This window comes from Thermostichus sp. MS-CIW-34, from assembly GCF_054060435.1.
The window spans coordinates 59,880-80,591 of record NZ_JBSSDE010000006.1; the positions used below are offsets into that span (position 1 = coordinate 59,880).

Consider the following 20,712-nt stretch of genomic DNA (forward strand, 5'->3'; position numbering starts at 1 on the left):
GGCATCCCAATAGATACACCCAGACACCATGTGGCAGACGGCCAAGCTCTACGAAGACATTCTTTACGAAAAAACGGATGGCATTGCCAAGATCACCATCAACCGTCCCCACAAGCGCAACGCCTTCCGCCCCAAGACCATTGCCGAGCTGATTGATGCGTTTGCCGATGTGCGAGAGGATCCCAGGATTGGAGTAGTGCTCTTAACAGGCGCCGGGCCCCATACCGATGGGAAGTATGCCTTCTGCGCCGGCGGGGATCAAAGCGTACGGGGCGAGGCCGGTTACCTGGATGAGGCCGGGATCCCTCGTCTCAATGTGCTGGATCTGCAGCGCATCATCCGCTCTTTGCCCAAGGTGGTGATTGCCCTAGTGGCAGGCTACGCCATTGGGGGTGGCCATGTTTTGCATCTCATCTGCGACCTGACCATTGCCGCCGATAATGCCATCTTTGGGCAAACCGGCCCTAGGGTGGGCAGCTTCGATGGGGGCTTTGGGGCCGCCTACCTGGCGCGAGTGGTGGGGCAAAAAAAAGCCCGCGAGATTTGGTTCCTCTGCCGCCAATACACCGCAGCCCAAGCCCTAGAGATGGGTCTGGTCAATGCCGTGGTGCCAGTGGAAGAGCTAGAAGCTGAAGGGATCCGCTGGGCGCAAGAAATTCTCCAGCACAGCCCCTTAGCCATCCGCTGCCTCAAAGCCGCCTTCAACGCCGACTGCGATGGGCAGGTGGGGCTGCAGGAGCTGGCCGGAGATGCGACGTTGCTGTTCTACATGACCGAAGAAGCTGCTGAGGGCAAACGCGCCTTTTTGGAAAAGCGCCCACCTAACTTTCGCCAGTTTCCCTGGCTGCCATAGTTTGTTTGTTTTCATTAATTCCACTTCCCCGAAGGGAAGCGACTGCCTATCTACTCTTTTTACTCCTGCTCTTAGCCTTCCCGTTTCTCTGGTTGGTGGTTACCCTAGATGCGGTTCAAGTTGCTGTTGCAAAGCTCGGATTTTCTCCTAACCTATCTCTTGTGCTGCCGACCCTAGTAATTATTGGGAGTACGATTAATATCCCCCTTTATGAGAGAGTTTCCAAAGTAGCTATGGTACCTGATTTGGATCGATTGTGGACGATGCGCTTCTTTTGGGGTATTCCCTTAAGGCGAATTGAACAGAAAACGATTGTGGCGTTGAATGTCGGGGGTGGTCTGATTCCAACCCTATTGGCCATTTATCAGTTTACCTGTGTTTCGCCAATTTTGATTGTGCTTGTCACGGCTGTGGTGACAATAGTTAGTTATTATTCTGCCCAGGTGGTGCCGGGGATTGGGATTCAAGTGAATGCCTTGATTGCTCCCCTAACGGCGGCGATGACTTCTGTGCTATTAACGGCGGGGTCTGATGTTGTGGCAGCACCGATTGCCTTTGCTGGTGGTGTATTGGGAACACTAATTGGGGCTGACCTGTTACACCTGCCCCAAATTGAGCGGATGACTCCAGGCATTCTTAGTATTGGTGGGGCTGGGGTTTTTGATGGTATTGCGCTGTGCGGTTTATTCGCCGTTTTGCTGACTTAGAAATTACTCAGAAATTCCAACAATTCACTTAATTGGTACATTCGGTTGGCTCGTAATTTATTCTGAAAAACGTTCTGAACAACACGACTTATCCCTAAAATTGATCCCCCATTAAGGTGGTTTTTCTACCCACTCGTACAGTTCTAAATCCGTTGAGGCGCAGGAGTGACAGCCCCCACACTTCCGCTGGTGTACGGGGCGCACCCGCCCTTTGCGAATTAATACATCCAGGATCGGACGGAGGGCATCGGCATCCATTTGCCAGTGTTGACATAATTTGGTCAACGAAACTTGCCGGTGCGTTTGCAGATAACGTTGTAGGTCTTGCAAGAGCATCCCTTACCTCCCGGAGGGTACCCGCCGCAAACGGGGGCTACTGACGGCACGCAATCCCCACAAAACCCCCAACTGTACCAGCATGAGTCCCAATACCCACAACAGGGAACGTGCGGGGTGTTCATTAAAAGTCATGAACTGGTAATAAAAGGTGGCAACCCAATAGGCCAGCCCGGTTGTCCAACAAGCGATAAACACCGTCCAGCCTAGATTGGTTTCCCGATAAACCGCCGCCGTTGCCGACACACAGGGGAAATACAGCAGGACAAACAGCAAAAACGCAATCGCCGCCGTGGTACTGCCAAAACGGAGAGCCATTTGACCAAAGGTAGTCGTCTGCACCCCCAATTCCTCCGCCACTGCCTCCTCATCCCCACTCCTGCTGACTACCCCCATCCCCAGCGGGTCCAGCAACTGCTCCCCTAGGGCGGCAAAATTTTGGGGAATGCTGGCAACTGCTTCCTGGAGACCACCCCACAGGTCAAATGCCGCCGGTGGTTCCCCACTATCTGCCGCTTCCGCCTGCGCCAACTGCCCATAGAGGGAATTCATCGTCCCCACCATCACCTCCTTGGCAAACGTCCCGGTAAATATCCCCACCGTTGCCGGCCAATTCTCCGGTTGCACGCCCATCGGTGCAAATACCGGCGTAATCTGCCGCCCAACCGCACTGAGCAGGGAATCGGTACTGTCCTGTTTCCCAAAGGAACCATCCGTTCCCACCGAATTTAAAAAGCCCAAAATCACCACCATCACGATAATCATCCGCCCCGCTTTGGTAATAAACGCTTGCAACCGTCCCCAGGCGTGGATGGCTACCCCCTTGAGCGTGGGCAAATGGTAGGGCGGCAATTCCATAATGAAGGGAGCCGCTATCCCCTGTAGCAGGGTGCTTTTCATCACCAAACCCGTAAACACCGCCGCCCCAATACCAATCAGGTAAAGCAGAAACACCACATTTTGGGCATTTTTCGGAAAAAACGCCGCCCCAAACAGGGCATACACGGACAGCCGCGCCCCGCAGGACATAAACGGGTTCATCAGAATCGTCATCAACCGATCCCGCCGATTTTCCAGGGTACGGGTCGCCATAATGGCGGGGATATTGCACCCAAACCCCACCAGCATCGGCACAAAGGACTTCCCCGGCAAGCCAATCCACCGCATCAGCCGGTCCATCACAAACGCCGCCCGCGCCAAATACCCGGAATCCTCCAACACCGATAAAAAGACAAACAATAAGCCAATTTGGGGAATGAAGGTCGCCGTCGTTTGAATGCCACCCCCCACCCCGTCCGCCAACAGCCCAATCAACCAGCCGGGTGCATGGAGTTGGGTCAACAGATGCGCCGTGCCCTTCACCGCAATCGTGCCCACCCCTATATCAAAAAAATCCACAAAGGCTCCCCCCACATTCATCGCCACGAAGAACATGAGGTACATCACCCCGAGGAAGATGGGAATCCCCAGCCACCGGTGCAACACCCAGCGGTCAATCCGATCCGAAAGCGTTTGGCTAACCTGCCCAGCGAAAGTGACCGTCGCCCCCATCACCTCCCGAATCCAGGTGTAACGGACATCGGCAACCAAGAGGTCAATGTCTTCCCCCAAGGTTTGAAAAATCTCCTGCCGATGGGTTTCTAACACCGGTGCAACGTTCGCCCCATCCACCGCTTGCAACCCGTACAGCACCGCCCAAGGGGAACCCAGACCTGCTGTATAGGAAAGTTCGGTAAAGGCTTGCTCGATCACCGGGGGATAAACAGGGCGCACCCCCGCCCCCTGCGGCTGGGTCAATGCCTGCCGGATGACTGCCTTAAGTTCTGCCACCCCCCGCCCCCGATGGGCACACAAAGGCACGACCGGACAGCCCAACCGCTGTTGCAAACCAGCCACGTCAATCCGTATCCCCCGCCCTTCCGCTTGATCCATCATGTTCAGGGCAATTACCAGCGGCACCCCCATTTCCAAAAGCTGGGTCGTCAGGTAAAGATTCCGCTCCAGATTGCTGGCATCCAGGATATTCACCACCAGGTTGGCTTCACCGCTGAGCAGGTAATCCCGTGCCACCTGTTCATCCAGCCCCGTGCCCCCCGCTGCCACATCCAGGGAATAAATCCCCGGCAAATCCACCACCGTCACCGTTTGCCCCTGATCCCGGTAGGTGCCCTCCTTGCGTTCCACCGTCACCCCGGGCCAATTCCCCACCCGTTGGCGCGCCCCCGTCAAGGCATTGAATAGGGTCGTTTTCCCACAGTTGGGATTTCCCAGTAAGGCAATCGTCCGCTTGCTCATTGCCCATCGCTCCCTAAATTTGCTTCTCCCTCCACCGGCACTACCTGTAATGCCGCCGCTTCCCCTTTGCGCAGACTCAGGGCAAACCCCCGCACCTCAATTTCCGTCGGGTCTCCCAAGGGCGCATGGCGTTTCACCTGCAGGATCGTCCCCGGCGTTAAGCCCATCCCCAGCAATTTCCGCTTGTAATCCCCCGCTCCCGGCGCATAGCCCACCACCCGCACCCGACTGCCAATAGTCGCCTCCCCCAAGGTCATCCTGGGCATTGCCGCCTCCCATCGCTCGACACCAATCCGTTCCGCCATACCCGCCCCCAACCCCCACCGCTGACCTTGACATTCCACCAGCACCGACCCGGAATCCAGATGGCTCAGCACCGTCAGCACCGCCCCCTGGGTAATGCCCATGCCCACCAACCGGGGATTGGCATCATCACAATCCACCCGCACCACCCGCACCCGTTCCCCTGCCCGCATTTGAGATAGGGGCATTATTTGCAAATTACCTTCACTAGCAATTCCCGGCTTAGCCCGGCTCACTGCCGCCTCGTTGACATAGGTAAAACCCAGTTTTTGACCGTTATTTCCCGGCTGACTCCCTGAATGTGGCACCAGAACCTCCTTGATTATTAGTGGCGTTTGTAATAACTTTAGACCTGAACATAATAAATATCATTCTCAATTCAATTCAATTAACACAAAGGCAACCCGACGGCGCCCCTGCCTTAAGCAAGTTTTAATGCTCAGGACGCCAAATTGTTATCAAATATTACGGATGGGATGGATTATAACTGGGAGGATTCTTGGGAGCGATTGTTTTGCAATGTACTGCCAATACCCTGCAAAATCCCCCGCCCAATCAAGCCCAAGCCCCGCCCAATGATCCGGGTGAGCAGGTAGGCACTGGTACGGCCAATGTAATTTGCCACCGCCCGCAGTATGGGTGCCACCGCATCTTGAAACTCCAACCAGAGGGTGACCAGCCAGGGAATGCCCCGGAGTTGGGCCAGTTCCGCCGTGCGCCCCGCATACACCGGGTACAGGACAATCGCCTGGTCTTGGATACGCAAAAGTTGATAACAACTCTCAAAAATCGCCCGGGGTTCGTCCCAGTAGCGTTGCCAGCGGTAGCGTTGGGAAAGTTGGTTGCGGAGCCGTTCGGTTTCCCGGGTAGAGAGCAGGTTGCGGCGATAAAACCGTTGCTTCACCGATTCATGGTGGGGAAAGCAGTTGAGCAGGGGTTGCACCACCCCGTTGGCGACCTGGATCACCAGATTTTCCAGGAGGATGGCGGCGTGGTCGCTGGCGATTTGGCTGTTGGCCGCATACAAGACCCCATCAATGCCCAGGGGCGTTTGAAAGAGATGAAAGCTAAAAAGGTCCTTGACCAGGGGAATTTTGTCTAAAATCAGGGCGCGCACCGTGTCCCGTTGTGCTAGGAGGATGTCAATCACATCCTGCCCGTCAATGGTGTAATAACGTCCGACAAAATCCGTCAGGGCTTCCTGCCACAGCCGTTCCACCAACTCGGGGCAACGGGGGGTCAGTGCCTCGGGGGTGATGCGGGCTTCGAGCAATTCCGCCAGCAGGGCTTCCCACCGATTGAGAATGGTATTCCACAGTTCCCGTTGTTTTTCAAACCGGAGCAGGTCGGTTTCCAATAATAGATTGCTGGTGTTGGTCAGGGGTTGGTTGAATTTTTGCCGCACCTGGCTCAATCGTTCCCCACTGGGGAGGGCAGGGGGGGGAGTCGCCACGGCGGGGGGGCCAACACGGCTCCCGGTCGCCACAGCCAGGTGATCAACCGGCGGGCGGCGTGCAATTCCCGGATGCGCCCCCGGGTGATCTGGGTTGCCAGCCAGGGACGGGGACGTTGGGCCCATTGCTGGCATTGCGCCAGGGCCGTCTCAATTTGCGCCAAACCCTGGGTATACAACTCGGAACGCCAGCGGGGGGTGAGGATGGCCGGTTGCAACCAGGGGGAATAGCCCCCCAAAATGGCCTGCATCCATTGCCAGAGGGTCGCCGCCGGGGTGTACCGTTCCACATACGCCGCTAGCCCCAGTTGTTGAAATTGTAAAAGCTGATCCCGGCTCACCGGGGGGCCCAGGGCGAGGATGGGCAGGTGGGGGTAACGGCGGCGCAGGGATTGGCACAGGGGAATGTCCACCGGTTTCAAATCCACCACCAGCAAATTCACCAGGGGTTGGGTCTGTTGCAACCGTTCGCTCAAGAGATTTTGCAAATCCCCCGGTTGGTCGCTGGCCAAAGTTTGGATCCGCTGCATTAATTCTCTGGAATCTAAGGAATTATTTTCGTTAACCAGTTGTCCCAATAAAGAAGTCCAGACAGGAACTGTTCTCTGTCTTACTTTACCCTCTTGAGCATTGGACTGGTTAACATATCCTATGGCCGAGAGTAAGCCAAAAACTCTCAGGTGCTGGGAAAGTCGGAGCACTGCGTTGAGATCTTCCTGAGAAAGAGACTGTTTCCCCTGAGATTTTATGTACTGTTGGATGTGTTTATAGGCTAGCAGGCTGATATGCTCCGGGCGCACGCCTGTTGGTTGTCGCTCAGACGACGTAGGAACAGGGGATCTGTCTATTGGCGGGTTGGAAGATATAGCTTTGCTCTCCAATTTGGGATTTGGAGGAGCGGGCTTAGGAGAGCTCTTGGCGTACTTGTTTTTCGACATCCTTAAACTCCTGCGGTGTTTTCAGATTTGGCTTGTAGAGCGGGCGGAGAAGCATTGGAGACCCATCCTTGAACCCAGCCTCGTCCAACGTTGGCTTGTCCTCCTACTTGGAACAAACCTTGAAGAATGTTGATCAAAATCTCATGTTCTTGGGTGAGATCTTGCTGATAGGGCAGGGGGCTATATCCCCAAGTAAAATAAAGAATCGTGTCACGAGGGATGCACACATCTGTCCAAAACACTTCTGCCGAGCCTACTTGGTTAGCTCCTTCAGGATCTTCCTGAATCTTGTTACGGATCTGCGTCCAAAGGGAGTGCTCCATCAAGATCTGGAAATCGCTGTCGGGAAGAATGATCCGATTGTGTTTCCAGGTTTTTTGGGTATCCCCCTGTAAAACAGTAGGCCACTCCCCAACCAGTGAGAAGGTTTGCCCTTCAGGGAGTTTCTCAACATGCACTTCTGCGTCTGCCACAACATAAACGCCAGGTTTTGTTCCTACAGGGGTTCTGGGGAGAACTGGAAGAGGCTGACGGCACAGCAAGGCGTGATCTCGCAGTAGGGAATGACAGCTCACCCAACAGAAAACGGAATCGGATCCCTCTAGAGACATGGTGCGCATCGGCACCCACAGTAAACGGGCATCTCCAAACCAGACTTGGTGAACCCCCATCTGGCCGTCTTTTTGGAGTTCCCGTCCAAAGAGGGTATCAGCGATTTCTGGATCTTGGAGTGTCACCTCGTTCCGCAGGCTTCCTCGTAAAGAGGATCCTGGGATGTAGGGAAAGTTGGTGTGAGATTCACGGGCAATTTCCAGGATATTGCCTAAGTCGCCTTCTCCACCGCAATGGATGGGGGCAAGGCTGTAAAGATAGCCAACGCGAAAGTCAGGTTGAATCATTTTACAATTCCCCACAAAAGTGTTCCGTAATTCAACGATGCAAAAGTCTGCAACTGGGCGCATGGGTTACCCACAAGCTGCCTTGGCAGTGGTGGATCCTCCTTGAAGTGATACACTGTGCCGGCGGGGATGAAAGCCCGTTGAGGTAGCAGCGCAAAGTCTAATCGCTCACTGCCCTGTCGCCGAACCGCAGAAATTCCACCCCATAGCAAGGCCCGATCCGTGGCGCATCCCGCCAGATAAGGCTGCCACTGGGAGGGATAGGCCTGATAGATGCGGGGATCCGCTTCAGGCTGCGCTAGGCCCGGAGTGAGGAGATAAGCCACCCGACCCGTCCCCTGCCGAAACCGCTCCCAATCGATGCCGGGATCCCAATCTTCCAGAGGCGTGACCAGGGCGCGATGTCCCTCTCCGCCCAAGCGAACGGTGGTGGCCGGGATCCGAGCACTGATGGCTGCCGCCAATCGCCACCCCCACCGCAGCCGGGTTGCCACCTCGGTAAAGTAGCCCGCCTCCTCTTTCACTTGGCGAGTGTCAGATTTGATGTCGATGTGAGGTAGTACCTGGGTATCCCAGGGATCCTCATGAAAGTCGTCGGCCTGGGGCAAGGATCCCTGTAGATAGGCACTCAGCGCCGAGGCCCGCATCCAGGGATAGGGACGACCTTTGATGTACTCCCCTTTTTTGAGAGGCGGAGGCACCAGGGGCGGGAGTTTTTGATCATCCCAGCCGATAGATTTTCAAGGATCCCCCTCGACCGGCTGCAGACGAGAGTACTTGTCTCCCCGGATTTTCTCCTCGAAGTTATCTTCTCGGATAGCGTCTGGATCAGCATGGGGATCCGATTGACCCGTAGCCAGGAGATCCTTGGGAGCGAGTAGCCAGAGCGTATCTTGCTCATCCAGGAGAAATGGCCCTAGGAACTTGAGATTTCGAGCCTTGTCTGAGGTGTAGGGCAGGGCGGAGCGTAGCGCTTGAAAGATCGTGGTGGGCATAGGGGGAAATAATCCTTTCGCCCAGGATCCCTCGCCAGGAGAAAAAGGTTTGCTCTCGCGAAAGAGCAGCACATCCATAGGCTCTAGGGCGTACCAGTACAGTTGAGTTTCAGACATAAGAATTACCTGCCTTGTGGAAATAAATCTTCGACACAGAAGGTGACCTCAGAGAAAGCCAAAGGAGAGAGGCAATCACGCTCTTTAACCACTTGCACTTCTTGATAAAAACCTTCCGCAAGGTGTGATAAAGAGCGCTCTCCTTGGCCTTGACATCAACAACCCAGTCATCCCAGATCCCGGCTTTAATAACTCCACCCGGTCGGCATCGGTCAACACACCGTTTTCGATCATGTGATGGTAATCTTCAACTCTCCAGGGGTGAATATTTCGTAACTTGGCTTTGTCTTGTAACCGCATCTCGATCCTCTTACTTTGCCTCAATTTCCTGAGGTTTTTTGATCCAATCATCTCGTTGTTTTTTCTTGTCTATCCAAAAGGCTGAGAATCTCAAGAGATTACCCAAATCTCTAGGAGTGGTGCCCAGAGCCTCTGACTTGCCTTGAAACTCGAATGCCCAGCTTTCCCAGGCATTGATCCAGTTCACCAAAAGCTCCCGAACAGGTTCCAGCTTCTCAGCTCGGTCTAGTCGCGCCAAAATCGTGGTGGTGGCCAGCTTAAACAGCTTGTTATTTGCAGAGATCACACAGCGCAGCGGCAGTTCTTCGGCCAAACGATATAGCACTGGCCCCAGATCCAGTTCCGGCCCTTGCTTTAACCAGTCCCACCATTGCTCCAGCAGTTTCCCTTTCATGAGAGCTTCCAGGGTATTCCCGGATTGGTAAATGACCCGGAAGCAAAGACCATCCTTGCCAGGGATCTTCTTGGCTCGATGCTTCTCAGCTTCCCAGAGATTTTCCAGGACGGTGGGCAGAGGGATCCCTTTGTTGGCGATCACCACGCCGATGCTCATGGTGGCTCCTTCGCCCATGGTGAAAAGGGGACGATTGGGCAGGCCGGAGAGATCTTTACCCGGCTGGGGATGCCAAAATCCTCCTTCAAATCTGAACTCGTCTTTGGGATCCCGTTTCCCACACCAATTCCCACACCAAGCTGCGCGCAGGAAGAGGAGATATTCGGGCAGATCTTCTAAGGGCAAGAGAGCCATGACATCGTCTCCGCCACTGTAGACCACCCGACCACAGAAGCGTTTCTCCGTCAGGTAAGGAACCAGCCGATTGGAGAAATCCAACAAGGCCCGATTAAGCCCCACGTGGGTGGCTGGCCCCATGCGCTTTTTGACATTCTTCAAAAGCTGCTGCCACTCCAAGCCATTTTTCTTCAATTGATCGGCAACTCCTTCGGCCAGGTAGGTTTCGTAGGGGTGCAGCCTGGAGCCGCTGACATACTTGCCCATGTTGTCTCCATCCGCCAGTACAATCACCCACCAGTCGGAGGGACTGCCCCCGGTTAGACCCACCTGTCGATGGGCTTGATCCACGGCTTCTCGCAATAGGGCAATATCTTCAGGATCCTGGAGCCCCAGATCGTCCACCAGCCATCTGCTGGAAAACATCACTCCGTTGTAGGGTGCTTCTCCCCTCGTCCGCTGGGAGAGGGGTTGGGGATCAGGAATCATTTGCTCATCCGTCTTCGGCACCTGAAAAGGGCGGCGCGTCAGGGATCCAAATCGATCCCGATATTCCGGCAGAACTTGTCGGATCTGCTTCTCCAACACGTGCCAATACTGTTTCACCTTTTCGGGAGCATCATGGGCAAAGCGGGCTGCTGCAATGGAGCTGAGGTTGGGAAACCGGATCAGGTTTTCCAGATCGTCCTCTTCTTCGGCTACTCCCAGAGAGTTGGCAATGCCCCCATACTTCCAGGCCATGCGTTTGGTCAGTTCCACCGCGTTCAACATCTCCGAGCCGTTGAAAAGCCCCGGATAAACTTCGGCCATCAGTTTCCAGAACATGCGCAGGGATCCCGCCGGCAACCCTGCCCCTTCACGGAATCGATCCCGATAGAGCAAATTGGGGTGAACCGCGCTGTACATGCCTGAGAGGGTAGACCGCTCCCCAGGGGCCACCGGGATCTGCCAGGTGCGGGTATTTTTAATAGCCTGAATCGACTGACCCAAACGCGCTTGCAAGCTGCCCCACCAGGTGCCCACATTCAAATTCCCATAGGCTTTTTCTTCAGGGTTGGTCGGCAATTCAACTCGGCTTTGGGCTAGAGTTTGCTGGGATTCTTTCCAGGACTTGTAGTCGGGATCTTTAGTTTTGGCTTGCAAAGGCTTGTCGGGATCCCCCAGCGGAACCAGAGTCCAATAGCTTTCCCAAGTATGATCAAGTCTTGGTACTGATGCTGCTCCAGTCGGCATTCAAAGACGCTGTACTGAACCCGCCGGCCATAGCCTTCAAGCAAGTCAGAGACTTTCTTGCGTCGTTTGTTGTCGGGGATGTCGTAGGTGATGACGTAGAGCTGCATGTGGGATCCCCTCAGTGGATGAGGAACGGCAAGTAAACAGGGATCTGATCATTTACAAACTGCTTGTAGGTCTGCACCTGCCGGTTGATGACGGCCCAGCACAGTACCCCATGTGGGAAAGATAGGCGATGGGGATGTTGCGCTCTAGGCAACTCTGGATCAGTTGGGTTGTGACTTGGGCATGGCCAAAGATCAAAATCTGATCCAAGTGGGGCAATTGAGCCTGTTGAAGAACAGCTCCAGCCCGTTTGACAACCAGGCGTTCCTGGTCGAGGCTGAGGTAGCAATCCTGTTGGGACACATAGAGTGTTCTACCCATGAGGCCACTCCCAGAAGCCTAAAATTGAAGCTGAGGTGGGAACAAAACGGGGTCTTCTTCAAGTTAAAAGTCAGGCCCAAAAATGCTGTAAGGGAAGATGCGAATGGCGAAAAAGCAGAGCAGGGTTTCTGGTGTGGGATCCGTTCGTGACGGTGCGCTCCTGATGAAAGATCTGCAAACCCTGAGACACTACGGCATCTTTGGGGATCTGGTGTATCGTTGGGGCTACTATCTCGGCTCTAGCACCATGACCGAAGTGGAGTTCAACGCCGCCCTCAGCGAGGGGATCCCAAAGCCCAAGAGGTCTTTCAGGCCCAAAAGCCGCGGTTCGGTTGACGCAGACGAGCATGACTCTAGTCAATAATAAGCTCAACTATACTGAAAATAATGTATAATATGTTCAGTACGGATTACTACCAGTTGATCTTTCTGTTTACTTTCGAGTCTGCCAACATGGTAGCCAAAGCAAAGCAGAAAATTGGTAGTAAGACGACACGGAAACTGCGCTTTGGGTATTCTACTCAAAGCTTTGCGGGATACCGCCATTCTGTTTGGACTCCGTCCCGCTAACGCGAATGGAAACAAACAGAATGCTATCGCTGCATAGTTGAACAGTGATGTTCAGCAATGTTCAGCGTAAATGTATCAGACAGAGCAAATCAGGGCACTGAAGGTCTCACTCTGGCAAACGAGCAAAGCTGACCCCTCGGTAGTAGTAGGCCAAAATTTGGCGGTAAGTCCAGCCTCGGCGGGCCAATTCTTGGGCGCCCCACTGGCTCATGCCAATGCCATGCCCAAACTTGGGATAGGGGCTGACATCCGGTAAGCTCATCAAATAAGGGATCCCACTCACCCCGACGGTTTGGCCGCCGCTGCTGGCGCTGTACATGGCATTGACAAACTGACCCCCATACACCATGACCACACCACGGGTGGCTTGTGTTGCTTCCAGGGCGGCTGCCGACCGCTGGGAAAGCCCTCGATACACCTGGGAGCGAGTATCGCTAAACACATCAAACCAACCGCGGGAATTGCGATGGTAGAGAACGTAGCTGCGGGCTGCCACCGCTTGCGCCTTCAGGGCTTCTGGGAAGAACCGGGATCCCATTTCTGCATCCACCACACTGGCCACATAGTCTTCTAGATCCACGTAGTTGATGGCCATCACCATGTTGTAGCCAGTCAAGAGCACCTTGCCGGAGTACCAGCGGCCATTCACTGCCACCAGGCCACCCTCCTGAGGTTCGATGAACAGCACCGGGTCAACCACCCCATGCAGACGCACCCCTTGAGGGCTGGGCTGAGCCAAAAACCCTTGCATAGGGGGCAGATCTGCCAGCACCTCTCCCCGACCGTTGATCAGTTGGGCAGGGAGAGAAACGCCTACCACCAGAGGGGCAGTGGTATCGGCCAATTGCACTCGCACTGTCACCCCCCAGACAGACTCCACCCATCCCCAGAAGGCACTGACCACCAGGGATCCCAGCAGGGCCAGCCAATGCCGCGCTTCCATAATCCGTATCCAGAGTTGCCTTTTGTACACCAACTCCAACTTAGGATAGGGCGAGTTTCCAGAAATGGGCCGGTTTGTCTGTAGAAACTGCAGAGGGCTTGAGTCTCAATTCAGGTGTGGATCAGGTGTGGAGCAGGGGGGATCTGATAGAGATATGAGACTATCTATGAACGGGATCCCGTTTCCAGCGGAGCGGGCCGATCCGGCGGCTCCAGAGGGTCGGGTTCTTGCGACCCAAGCCGATTGCGGCCGCCCTCTAGATGGACCGAAGAGCTAGCCGGCCCCAGGCCCAAGGCAAAGCGCAGCGAGTCCCCCGGTCGCCCATTGGAGAAGAAGAGAAAAGAACCCAAGGAAGCCAAGGAAAGAAGAGCCGCATAGCCAAACATGGCTCGATAGCCGGATCCCGCTGCTAAGGTGCCCAAAAGGGGCCCCGCCAGGCCAATGCCCAAATCAAACCCGCACATCACCAAGCTAAACAGGCGACCCCGCTCCGCCGGCTCCGAGCGATCGGCCACGAGGGCAGAGATGAGAGGGATCAAAGTCCCAAAACCGCAACCCACCACGATCCCAGCAGCCAGAAAAGCGCCGGTGCTGTTGGCAACAATCAGGATCCCCATTGCCAAGGCATAGGTGGCCAAGCTGAGGGAGATAAATGGCCCCCGCCCATAGCGATCGGAAGCGCGACCGGTGAGCAGGCGCACTCCAAAGCTGGCAAAGGCCACTGCCGTATAAAAAAGACCTGGATTCAGGGGAGCTCCGGCTTCTTGGATTAACAAGGCCACAAAGGTGGTCTGGGTGCCGAAGGCCAACCCCACCAAAAACATCACCCAAGCGAGGGAGCGCACCTTCGGGCTGCCCAGAAAGCTCCAGAAGGCTCCGTCCATCGGCAGGGATCCCCAATGCTCACGCCGCTGTTCTCGAACCAGTTGGGTACAAAGAAAGCCCACCAACCCCAGCAGAGCAGAGAAGAGAAACGAAGGGCCATAGCCGGCAAACTCCTGCAAAAAGCCGCCCAAAGCAGGGCCAATGGCTGCGCCGATCGGATTGACCAAACTCATGTAGCCCAGGATCTCACCCCGTTTTTCTTCTGGGGCAAAATCCACCACCAAAGTCACATAGGCCGTGGCAAAAGCGGCGATGCTAACCCCATGAAAGGCTCGCACCAGCGCTACCCATGGGATCCAATCGGAGAGCCAGTATCCTATGGGGGCCATCCCCACCACCCCCATGCCGATAAGCAGCACGATCTGCCGGCTGTGGCCATCCGCCAGGCGACCCAACGCAGGGCGAAAGGCCAGCAACCCAATCGAAAAGGCCCCCATTACCCAGCCCACTTGCTGGCTGGTGCCACCGGCATCTCTGACGTAGAGAGGCAACGTGGGCAGCAGCGAGGATAAACTGGCCCAAAAGAGCAGCCCAGCCACAAACAAAATGCCCAAGTTGCGCCGCTGTGCCGGCTGCAGCTGCCCGAATACCCTCACGCCAACTCCTTATGCAAAATGGAACTCAAAGCGTTCTCCCAGAACCGCGCCCTAGGATAAGCCCACCTTCGCCGGATCCCTCAGCCCGAAATATTTAGGTGCTAACCTTTCTGATTGTAACCGTATGGTCTGGGGCTGGGAACCGGCCCTGCTCGCCTTTGCAGGCGCCTCCAGTCTGGGATAACAGCTAACCTCAAGTTACCTAGAGATGCGCTTTTTGGACTCCGACCCATGCCTGAACGATCGGATCCCCTCACTCGCAGCTTGATTGCCCTGATCCGGGGTTACCAGGTGGGTATTTCTCCTTGGCTGCCGCCTGCTTGTCGCTACTACCCCACCTGCTCCCAGTACACCTTGGAAGCGGTGCGGCGCTACGGTGCCCTACGAGGGGGTTGGCTGGGGATCCGTCGCCTCTGTCGCTGTCATCCCTGGCACCCAGGGGGCTACGATCCAGTTCCCGATTTGCCGGGATCCGCGCCGACCCAGAAACCATTCCGCTAGCCGGACTCAGGAGACATTTAGGTCGATTGTGGGTAGCAGGCCACAACCTCGATTTCTACTCGGGCATTGAGGGGCAGGCGGGCCACCTGTACGCAAGAGCGGGCCGGAGCCGGATCGGTGGCAAAAAACTCTCGATAAACCTCGTTCATGGCCGCAAAGTCCTCCATATCGGCCAGGAAAACCGTTGTCTTCACCACATTGGCGAGAGTGGTGCCCCCCGCTTCCAGCACTGCCTGCACGTTCAGCAACGCCTGCCGAGTTTGAGAAACAATGTCCTCCCCCACCAGTTTGCCGGTTTTGGGATCCAGGCCCACCTGTCCGGCGGTGAACAGAAACGGCCCCAGAGCAGTAACGCCCTGGCTGTAAGGGCCGACAGGAGCGGGGGCAGCCTCAGTTTGCACAGCACAATGGCCTGGCCCGATTTGGCCCTGCTGGTGGCCGATCTCTGGCTTGGCCGGCTTCGTCTGCTCCATAGAGGTTTGCCCAACTCTGTCGCTACGCTACCACAGGTGGATTGCCGAAGAGCGGGGCTGAGAATGCCAAGATGAATTTCAAGATGAATTTGTTGATAGGGAGAGGGATCCATGCCTTTGATCAAGCTGCAAACGTCTGTGCAACCAGAAATCGCCGCAGTAGAGGAACTGCTTAAGGTGCTGTCTGCTGCTCTATCGGAACAGTTGGGCAAGTCGGAAGCCTACGTGATGACCGCCTTTGAGGGTGGGATCCCGATGACCTTTGCTGGCAGTGGGGATCCCTGTTGTTACCTAGAAATCAAGAGTATCGGGCAATTTTCCGCCCAACAAACCCGGGCCATGAGCGAGTTTTTTTGTGGCACCATCGAGGCCCGATTGGGGATCCCCAAGAAGAGGATTTACATTGAGTTCAGCGATGCCAAAGGCTATCTTTGGGGATGGAACGGCACGACTTTCGGGTAAAGATACTTCCCCCACTCCAAGAGCTGTCTACTCTGGCTTGCCCTAGCTCGCCTCACAAGAACTTTGTAGGAGTTTAGCCAATGGAAGAGCTACCTCAACTCAACACAAATCCCCAAAAGCAGCGGATTTTGCTTAAGCTTGCTACCGGCTTGGGCTTGGCCATTTTTATCTTTTGGGCAGCCCATCGATTGGGATTTTTTGGAGTTATTCAAGACTGGCTCGCCGAAGCTCTGGCTTGGATTGAAAGCTTGGGGTTGCTGGGGCCAATCCTCTTCATTGCCATTTACATTGTAGCGACGGTGCTGCTTCTACCAGCCTCGGTGCTGACCTTGGGGGCAGGGGCCGTGTTCGGGTTGCTGGCCGGAACTGTGTACGTGCTGATCGGGGCAACCATTGGAGCCAACTTGGCTTTTTTAATCGGGCGCTACTTGGCGCGGGAACAGGTGGTGAAATGGATTGAGGGAAACGCCAAGTTTGCGGCCATCGATCGAGCGTTGGGACGTGAGGGATGGAAAATAGTCGGCCTGATTCGGCTGTCGCCTGCGTTTCCCTTCAATGTGCTCAACTACGCCCTGGGGCTGACCCGAATTTCTTTTCTGGATAACTTGTTGGGCACTGCCGGGATCGTGCCGGGCACTTTTATGTATGTGTACATCGGCTCGTTGGCGGGATCCCTGGCCAACATGGAAGGCAGGGAGTTGGATCCTCAGGCTCAAACCGCCCAATGGGTCGTTCGCCTCGTGGGGCTCATCGCCACCGTAGCTGCTACCCTCTACGTCACTCGCATTGCCCGCAAAGCCCTACAAGAAGCGGTGGAGCCTGCCTAGGGAATTGCATTTTAAACAAGAATGAAATCTGTTGCATTGCTTCCCAACTCCTCTCTCTCTGGGAGAAGGACTGGAGGTGGTCGCAGAAGCGGCGCGGAGCGTTTGGGCAGCAGTAGGAGTGTCTCAATCCAGTTTGAAATGACTATAAGTTGGCTCGGCGAGCTAGTGTGTAGAAAGCACCGGGTTGAGAACACTCACCGTTGGGCAGAGGCTTAGCCAACAACTTGGCAGAGGGTTTCCTGCCTGATACATTTACGCTGAACACTGCTGAACATCACTGTTCAACTATGCAGCGATAGCATTCTGTTTGTTTCCAAACAGAATGGCGGTATCCCGCAAAGCTTTGAGTAGAATACCCAAAGCGCAGTTTCCGTGTCGTCTTACTACCAATTTTCTGCTTTGCTTTGGCTACCATGTTGGCAGACTCGAAAGTAAACAGAAAGATCAACTGGTAGTAATCCGTACTGAACATATTATACATTATTTTCAGTATAGTTGAGCTTATTATTGACTAGAGTCATGCTCTCTCGGTCTTGTTCGGCCAGCTCCTGGATGGCCTGTTGGTACACCTGGGCAGGTGTGGATCCCTGGTTGACTTGCTTCAGCCAGCGTTGGGCCTCATTGCCCTGGTGGAGCAGAGTTTGCAAGGGAGCTAGAAAACAGCCTAAGCCCTGAGGTTGGCCAATGCGCCAAGCTTCGGTCAGCAGCTCTTCGATCCACTCTTGGGCCGCCCGTTCCCGGCCTGTCCGCCAATCGACCAAATGAGATTGCAGCGATTCTCGGGCAGCAGCCTGCTCGTTGGCCTCGCAAAGGCTCTCCAGCTCTGTCGGGGTAAAGGGCCCCCGCAAGGGATCCAGCGCTTCCGGCTGGGCCAGCAACTGCCAGAGACGGGCTTCCACCAAGGCGGTAATGGCCAGAACCATCACCGGATCCCCCACCAGATCGCAAATGCGCAGCTCCACCCGGTTGAGATGGTAGGGCCGCTCCGGGCCGTTGGGTCGCACCGAGGCCCACAGGTGGCGCACATTCTGCATGGTGCCCAAGGCTAGCTGCTCCTGGATCCAGGCAATGTAGTGGGCGTGATCCCGGAAGAAGGGCACCTGAGCCGGCGTTTTGGGGAACACCTGCCAACGGCTGGAGTGGGATCCCGTCACCCGTCCGTCCAGAAAAGGAGAGGAAGCGCTCAGAGCTAGGTAGAGAGATGCTTCCGCTCGCAGCAGGCGACAGGCCCGGAAGATGGCCTCGGTACCTGGCAGGCCAACATTGATGTGAATGCTAGCAGTTACCACCCGCGTGCCATAGGTGCGCTCGATGTAGTCGTGGTAGGGGTTGCCGGGATCCGACCGCTCGAAGTGGTCGCTGCCGCCCAAAGCTAGCGTGCTCCCTGGCAGAAGGGTGTAAGGGCCAAGACGGCGCAAAAATTGCCGCAACTGTAGGCGAGGCCGCAACAAGGCACAGAGCAGGTCTTCGTAGCGGCGAAGGGGAGGGGTGATATACTCCACGTTGCGCCGATCCGGCTCCCGCACAAACCCTGGCAAAGCCTGGCAAATGCGATCCGACAAGCCCACCACTTCCCCGGCGGCGGTGCCGGTGTACATTTCCACCTCAAAGCCCTTGGTCAACAGCACAGGCCAGCCTCCAGCCGCAGCCTCACCAGTCTAACCTTTCCTTTCTCCCCTCATTGTCCTAGGTTTTGGCAGGGAATTGGCCGGTGGTGGGGAAGTTTCTCGACCTGTTCTAGAGCCGTTTTATAATATTTACACTCTCACTCTTAGAGGGTGTCAATTGAACCAAGCGGTATCTCAAAAGTCCTAGACTTTGGCAAGGAATCCACAGGGCCTTAGGGTGGAGATCAAAAAGGAACTACGACCTCTGGCAGGTGAACCTTGCCGATGATTACCAAGATGATTACCAAGAAGAAATCGAAGTGACATCTCCGTCTTTAAAGATTCAGCGATGAGCTTTCCTCTCAGTCATCTGTTGCAGCGAGGTCGGCAGCATCTTGCCCCTTTTTTAGGGCAAATCTTGTTGCCCAGCTTGGCCTTGACGGTGCTGCAGATCTTCATGATCCCGTTCTGGAGTGAGGAGAGCGACTATGCTTCTGCCTTCACAGCCCTGAGTCAGCGGGATAGCTATTGGTATCTCAGCATTGTGCGGCGGGGGTACCAGTTTGTGGGTTTCGACAAGATTGCCTATGAGCAGAGCAACGTAGCTTTTTTCCCCGGCTATCCCCTGGCAGTGGCCGCAATCAGTCACCTTGTGGGAGTTGACCCTGAACTGGGGCTCTACCTCACCGCCCAGCTCTTTTGCTGGCTGATGTGGGTTTACCTTTTCCTGCTTTACCGCAGGTGGCAAATTCCCCCCCTCTGGCAAATTTTGGCCAGTTTGCTCATCTTCTTTTATCCCACCAGCTTTTACCTGGTCGTGGGCTACAGCGAATCTTTGTTTATGGCCAGCCTACTGGGTTTTCTCTACTGGTCAATTCACGGGGGCCGTCCCCTGCTGATGCTCCTGGCTGGGATCCACGGCTTGGTGATGAGTGCTACTCGGATTGTCGGCTTGCCGGTGGCGCTGCTCCCTTTTTTGAATCTCCTGAAAGCGGGGGAGAGAACCCAAGCCCGCCGTTGGTTTTGGACGAGTATGGCAGCGAGCTTGGCTCTGTTGGGTGGCCTGGGCTTTTTTCTCTACTGTCAGCTCCGCTTCGGACGCTGGGATCTCTACCTGGAAATGCAGCGTTACTTTACCGGCGTGAAAGCCAATTATCAAGCTATTTTCCAAGCTCGCACATATGTCCTTTCCGCCGAACGCTGGCAAAGCTTACTCTCTCTTTCTGCACCGATGAAAGACCCTGGGCTGTGGGCTGACGCTCTTAGCCAACTGTTTGTGTCTGCCACCCTGGGATCCCTGCTTGTTACAGGTTTAATGGATGCGGCAGGAGTTATGGCAGGTAGAAGCCAGTGTTGGCGGGAGCGGCTGGGATTTCATCTGGCTGCTTGGGCCATGTTTTACATTGCCCTGACGGGTACGAGCCCCTTGGGCCAGCGAAGCATGAGCCGCTATTGCCTGCCGGTTCACATCCTGCAGGTGCTGGCGTTGGTGCATTGGGCCAAACACACCGATTTCAGCTTCATCCCCCAAAGGGTGCTTGGCTATCTTGGCACTATCCTGAAGCTGGGCTACGGGCTTCTAGCTTTGATCTTCCTCGCCCTCAACCAAATCCTCACCTGGCGCTACGTCCACCATCTCTGGGTGGCTTGACTCCGCTTTCCTGAAGATAGGATGTGAGGGATCCCAACTTCTCACCGGCTGAGAGCTGTGGCCTTCTCTTCTCCCCGCAAGTCTCCCCGTCAAAAATCAGCCTCGCGTGTCGCTCAGACCCTTGAGCCCACCAAAATTTACCCCTGCCCGTGCTGCCACCAAGGTCAGTTACGCCTGATCACCCTAACCGAAGCCTTTGGGTGTAGCCGTTGCCAGCATATTTTTGCCATTACCCCCGACCGCCTGTACATCGAGCAACTGGCCGTTTCTTATCCCTATCGCAAAATGTGGTTCTGGAACGGCTACCAATGGGTGTTGCGGCGGGAAAACACCCTACAGGGATCCGCGCTCTTGGGCCTCACCCTCAGCTTGGGCATTGTCTTGGCGGTTGGGTTCATCGGCGCAGTGCTCTTCCCAAACCAAACCCAGTTGCTCAGTTGGTTCATGATTCTCGGCTTGTTGCTAACGCTGCTGATGGTAACGGCGATCCTGCTGCTGCGGCGGCCCTGAGGTGAGTGAGATTTTCTCCAGCGACTGGTCTCCAGAATTGGCAGCCCCAGCACTTGTGGATCCAACCATTTCTTGTTAGCAGTGGTCTGGAGAACGCAGCGG

Annotated in this window: 23 protein-coding genes; 8 read left to right on the top strand and 15 right to left on the bottom strand. The window is 55.4% G+C overall.

Annotated elements, in window-relative coordinates; translation table 11 throughout:
- The first annotated feature begins 28 nt into the window (after nucleotides 1-28).
- Together menB and ACVWYY_RS03500 are read left to right on the top strand one after the other, a co-directional pair.
- Nucleotides 29-853, top strand: a complete 825-nt coding sequence (gene menB, locus ACVWYY_RS03495; protein ID WP_011432215.1) for a 1,4-dihydroxy-2-naphthoyl-CoA synthase — start codon at nucleotides 29-31, stop codon at nucleotides 851-853.
- Nucleotides 854-858: 5 nt separating this feature from the next.
- A complete protein-coding gene (locus ACVWYY_RS03500; RefSeq protein WP_457402924.1) occupies nucleotides 859-1,560 on the top strand; it encodes a DUF1614 domain-containing protein in 702 nt (233 codons plus the stop codon).
- Nucleotides 1,561-1,671: 111 nt separating this feature from the next.
- Here the strand turns inward: ACVWYY_RS03500 and ACVWYY_RS03505 are convergent, their stop codons facing one another.
- From ACVWYY_RS03505 to ACVWYY_RS03555, 11 genes are all read right to left on the bottom strand, one after another.
- The gene (locus ACVWYY_RS03505; RefSeq protein WP_457402926.1) at nucleotides 1,672-1,896 is read right to left on the bottom strand and encodes a FeoC-like transcriptional regulator; all 225 of its coding nucleotides are present in this window, start codon (nucleotides 1,894-1,896) and stop codon (nucleotides 1,672-1,674) included.
- Between the two features lie 3 nt (nucleotides 1,897-1,899).
- A complete protein-coding gene (gene feoB / locus ACVWYY_RS03510) occupies nucleotides 1,900-4,191 on the bottom strand; it encodes a Fe(2+) transporter permease subunit FeoB (protein WP_457402928.1) in 2,292 nt (763 codons plus the stop codon).
- Nucleotides 4,188-4,682, bottom strand: coding sequence for a ferrous iron transport protein A (locus ACVWYY_RS03515; protein WP_099812437.1), 495 nt, complete (start codon nucleotides 4,680-4,682; stop codon nucleotides 4,188-4,190). The genes feoB and ACVWYY_RS03515 overlap by 4 nt, the downstream gene beginning before the upstream one ends.
- Before the next feature lie 293 nt (nucleotides 4,683-4,975).
- Nucleotides 4,976-5,947, bottom strand: a complete 972-nt coding sequence (locus tag ACVWYY_RS03520; protein ID WP_414421451.1) for a DUF3685 domain-containing protein — start codon at nucleotides 5,945-5,947, stop codon at nucleotides 4,976-4,978.
- A complete protein-coding gene (locus tag ACVWYY_RS03525; protein WP_457402931.1) occupies nucleotides 5,905-6,477 on the bottom strand; it encodes a hypothetical protein in 573 nt (190 codons plus the stop codon). The genes ACVWYY_RS03520 and ACVWYY_RS03525 overlap by 43 nt, the downstream gene beginning before the upstream one ends.
- Nucleotides 6,478-6,887: 410 nt before the next feature.
- Nucleotides 6,888-7,847, bottom strand: a complete 960-nt coding sequence (locus ACVWYY_RS03530) for an RAMP superfamily CRISPR-associated protein (protein ID WP_457402933.1) — start codon at nucleotides 7,845-7,847, stop codon at nucleotides 6,888-6,890.
- Nucleotides 7,781-8,485, bottom strand: coding sequence for a type III-B CRISPR module-associated Cmr3 family protein (locus ACVWYY_RS03535; protein WP_457402935.1), 705 nt, complete (start codon nucleotides 8,483-8,485; stop codon nucleotides 7,781-7,783). Before ACVWYY_RS03535 ends, ACVWYY_RS03530 begins: the two co-directional genes overlap by 67 nt.
- Before the next feature lie 39 nt (nucleotides 8,486-8,524).
- Nucleotides 8,525-8,896, bottom strand: coding sequence for a type III-B CRISPR module-associated Cmr3 family protein (locus tag ACVWYY_RS03540; protein WP_457402936.1), 372 nt, complete (start codon nucleotides 8,894-8,896; stop codon nucleotides 8,525-8,527).
- Nucleotides 8,897-9,206: 310 nt separating this feature from the next.
- Entirely contained in the window at nucleotides 9,207-11,069 is a 1,863-nt protein-coding gene (cas10, locus tag ACVWYY_RS03545) for a type III-B CRISPR-associated protein Cas10/Cmr2 (RefSeq protein WP_457402938.1), read from the bottom strand.
- The gene (gene cas2, locus ACVWYY_RS03550; RefSeq protein WP_457439618.1) at nucleotides 11,009-11,266 is read right to left on the bottom strand and encodes a CRISPR-associated endonuclease Cas2; all 258 of its coding nucleotides are present in this window, start codon (nucleotides 11,264-11,266) and stop codon (nucleotides 11,009-11,011) included. Before cas2 ends, cas10 begins: the two co-directional genes overlap by 61 nt.
- Nucleotides 11,267-11,318: 52 nt before the next feature.
- Nucleotides 11,319-11,585, bottom strand: a complete 267-nt coding sequence (locus ACVWYY_RS03555; RefSeq protein WP_414344071.1) for a CRISPR-associated endonuclease Cas1 — start codon at nucleotides 11,583-11,585, stop codon at nucleotides 11,319-11,321.
- A gap of 103 nt (nucleotides 11,586-11,688) precedes the next feature.
- On the opposite strand from ACVWYY_RS03555, the gene ACVWYY_RS03560 reads away from it, so the two are divergent.
- Nucleotides 11,689-11,949, top strand: coding sequence for a hypothetical protein (locus tag ACVWYY_RS03560; protein WP_457402940.1), 261 nt, complete (start codon nucleotides 11,689-11,691; stop codon nucleotides 11,947-11,949).
- A 312-nt stretch (nucleotides 11,950-12,261) separates the two neighbouring features.
- On the opposite strand, the gene ACVWYY_RS03565 is transcribed toward ACVWYY_RS03560, so the two are convergent.
- Together ACVWYY_RS03565 and ACVWYY_RS03570 are read right to left on the bottom strand one after the other, a co-directional pair.
- Entirely contained in the window at nucleotides 12,262-13,098 is an 837-nt protein-coding gene (locus tag ACVWYY_RS03565) for a SpoIID/LytB domain-containing protein (protein WP_457402942.1), read from the bottom strand.
- Nucleotides 13,099-13,262: 164 nt separating this feature from the next.
- A complete protein-coding gene (locus ACVWYY_RS03570) occupies nucleotides 13,263-14,579 on the bottom strand; it encodes an MFS transporter (protein WP_457402944.1) in 1,317 nt (438 codons plus the stop codon).
- A gap of 231 nt (nucleotides 14,580-14,810) precedes the next feature.
- Here ACVWYY_RS03570 and yidD point away from each other — a divergent pair, with 231 nt between their 5' ends.
- Nucleotides 14,811-15,080 (top strand): membrane protein insertion efficiency factor YidD, encoded by a 270-nt coding sequence (yidD, locus tag ACVWYY_RS03575; protein WP_011432210.1) that lies wholly within the window; start codon nucleotides 14,811-14,813, stop codon nucleotides 15,078-15,080.
- Between the two features lie 17 nt (nucleotides 15,081-15,097).
- On the opposite strand, the gene ACVWYY_RS03580 is transcribed toward yidD, so the two are convergent.
- Nucleotides 15,098-15,481, bottom strand: a complete 384-nt coding sequence (locus ACVWYY_RS03580; RefSeq protein WP_011432209.1) for a RidA family protein — start codon at nucleotides 15,479-15,481, stop codon at nucleotides 15,098-15,100.
- Between the two features lie 183 nt (nucleotides 15,482-15,664).
- Between ACVWYY_RS03580 and ACVWYY_RS03585 the strand changes: the two genes are divergently transcribed.
- Both ACVWYY_RS03585 and ACVWYY_RS03590 read left to right on the top strand, forming a co-directional pair.
- On the top strand, nucleotides 15,665-16,015 hold the full coding sequence (locus tag ACVWYY_RS03585; protein WP_011432208.1) for a phenylpyruvate tautomerase MIF-related protein: 351 nt from the start codon (nucleotides 15,665-15,667) through the stop codon (nucleotides 16,013-16,015).
- An 80-nt stretch (nucleotides 16,016-16,095) separates the two neighbouring features.
- A complete protein-coding gene (locus ACVWYY_RS03590) occupies nucleotides 16,096-16,842 on the top strand; it encodes a TVP38/TMEM64 family protein (protein WP_457402946.1) in 747 nt (248 codons plus the stop codon).
- A 473-nt stretch (nucleotides 16,843-17,315) separates the two neighbouring features.
- On the opposite strand, the gene gshA is transcribed toward ACVWYY_RS03590, so the two are convergent.
- The gene (gshA, locus tag ACVWYY_RS03595; protein WP_414374961.1) at nucleotides 17,316-18,470 is read right to left on the bottom strand and encodes a glutamate--cysteine ligase; all 1,155 of its coding nucleotides are present in this window, start codon (nucleotides 18,468-18,470) and stop codon (nucleotides 17,316-17,318) included.
- Between the two features lie 328 nt (nucleotides 18,471-18,798).
- Between gshA and ACVWYY_RS03600 the strand changes: the two genes are divergently transcribed.
- A complete protein-coding gene (locus tag ACVWYY_RS03600; RefSeq protein ID WP_414350140.1) occupies nucleotides 18,799-20,100 on the top strand; it encodes a hypothetical protein in 1,302 nt (433 codons plus the stop codon).
- 57 nt (nucleotides 20,101-20,157) lie between these two features.
- Complete coding sequence (locus tag ACVWYY_RS03605; RefSeq protein ID WP_414374957.1) at nucleotides 20,158-20,610, top strand: hypothetical protein; 453 nt, start codon at nucleotides 20,158-20,160, stop codon at nucleotides 20,608-20,610.
- Nucleotides 20,611-20,712 lie beyond the last annotated feature (102 nt).